The 1,665-nt window shown below is 71.2% G+C and carries 2 protein-coding genes and 1 pseudogene; 1 reads left to right on the forward strand and 2 read right to left on the reverse strand.

Annotated features, from left to right (window positions below):
• A partial coding sequence (locus tag AOK00_RS30465) for a trans-sulfuration enzyme family protein (RefSeq protein WP_173861678.1) occupies nt 1-676 on the forward strand: 676 nt, incomplete at its 5' end.
• A gap of 12 nt (nt 677-688) precedes the next feature.
• On the opposite strand, the gene AOK00_RS30470 is transcribed toward AOK00_RS30465, so the two are convergent.
• Together AOK00_RS30470 and AOK00_RS30475 are read right to left on the reverse strand one after the other, a co-directional pair.
• The gene (locus AOK00_RS30470; protein ID WP_055603443.1) at nt 689-1,180 is read right to left on the reverse strand and encodes an LURP-one-related/scramblase family protein; all 492 of its coding nucleotides are present in this window, start codon (nt 1,178-1,180) and stop codon (nt 689-691) included.
• Between the two features lie 87 nt (nt 1,181-1,267).
• Nucleotides 1,268-1,665 (reverse strand): annotated as a pseudogene (locus tag AOK00_RS30475) (DUF4239 domain-containing protein); the annotation flags it as partial.

Genomic DNA, 1,665 nt, shown 5'->3' on the forward strand with positions numbered 1-1,665 from the left:
CGTCGCCGCCGAGGCCGGGGTCCCGGTCGCCGTCGACAACACCTTCGCCTCGCCGCTCCTCTTCCGGCCGCTCGACCACGGCGCCGACATCGTCATCCACTCCGCGACCAAGTACCTGTCGGGGCACGCGGACGTCCTCGGCGGGATCGCCGTCTTCAAGGACGCCGGGCTGTACGGGCGGATCCGCCACCACGCCGTCGAACAGGGCGCGTCCACCGACCCGTTCGCCGCCTGGCTCACCCTGCGCGGCATGCAGACCCTCTCCCTGCGCGTGGAGCGCCAGTGCGCCAGCGCCGCAGACCTGGCGGCCCGGCTCGCCGGGCACCCGGCGGTGGCGGCCGTACGCCACCCCGTCCTCGCCGACCACCCGGACCGGGCGATCGCCGCGCGCCTGCTGCCCGACGGCGGAGGCGGCGTGATCTCGGTCGACCTGGCGGGCGGCCGGGAGGCGGGCCGCACCTTCGTCGAGGCGGTCCGGCTCGCCTCCCTGAGCGTCTCCCTCGGCGATGTGAAGACCCTGGTGATGCACCCGGCCTCCACCTCCCACCACCAGCTCGACGCGACGGCCCTGGAAGCGGCGGGGATCGGCCCCGGCACGGTCAGGATCTCGATCGGCATCGAGCACGTCGAGGACCTGTGGGCGGACCTTGAGCAGGCGCTGGAGAAGGCCGTCTAGACGTCCGCCGCGTCAGTCCTCCCGCTCCCGCTCGGCCATCCGGATCACGCACACGGCGACCGCGACGAGCAGCGCGGCGTCCGTGTCCTCGCGGACCACGTTCACCGCGTACGTCTCGCGGACGTGGAACCACTGCCGGGAGATGTGGGCCAGGAGTTCACCCTCGTACTCGACGGTGAACTCCCGGTCCAGGATCCGGCCGCTGACGTCGAGTTCCGTGCCCTCGACCAGCGTCACCCGGTAGTGGTTGCGCAGCAGCGAGAGCCGTTTGCGGCGGACGGTCGCGAGCGGCCGCTCGTCGCGCTCGATCGTCATGGCGTCCCGCAGGCTGAACATCTTCTGCCGCAGGGTGATCAGGACCTGCCCGACGGGGTCCTTCAGCTCCAGGGTGTCGCGCAGACGCAGGGCCTTGCCGTCGACGAGGAAGGCGTGGCGGCCCTGCTCGTCCTCGATCCAGTAGTCGTCGCCGATCGCGAAGATCTTGTCCCGTACGAGATATTTCACGCCGCCATGCCTGCCCGTACGCCCGGGGTCTCTCACCCGGATCCCACCGGATCCCACCCGGATCTCCCGTGGATCTCACCCCGGCCGTCACCCGAAGTACCGGGTGAACGCGTCCGGGGTCGCCCCCAGCATCTTGCCGAACGGCGAGTTGAGCTGATGGATCAGCAGCACCGTGAAGGCGATGAACCCGGAGAGCCCCATCACCATCACCACGTGCGTCGTACTCCGCTTGATCCCGAAGAGGAACATGAACGCCAGGGTCAGTGCGCCGCCGATGAGCAACCCCGTCCACAGCACGGGGGAGAGCCGCTCCTGCGCGGCCGCCTCCCGGCCGCGCCGCGCGTCGTCGATGTAGCCGAGCTGGGCGAGCACCTCCTGGGCGGCGATCTGCTGGGGCACCTTCGCGGACTCGCTCACCTCACCGGCCTGCCGCAGCTGTTCGAGCAGCCGCCAGCCGCTCGGGTCGAGCGGCTGACGGCTGCTCG

The sequence above is a fragment of the Streptomyces aureus genome (assembly GCF_001418135.1).
GTDB lineage: Bacteria > Actinomycetota > Actinomycetes > Streptomycetales > Streptomycetaceae > Streptomyces > Streptomyces aureus_A.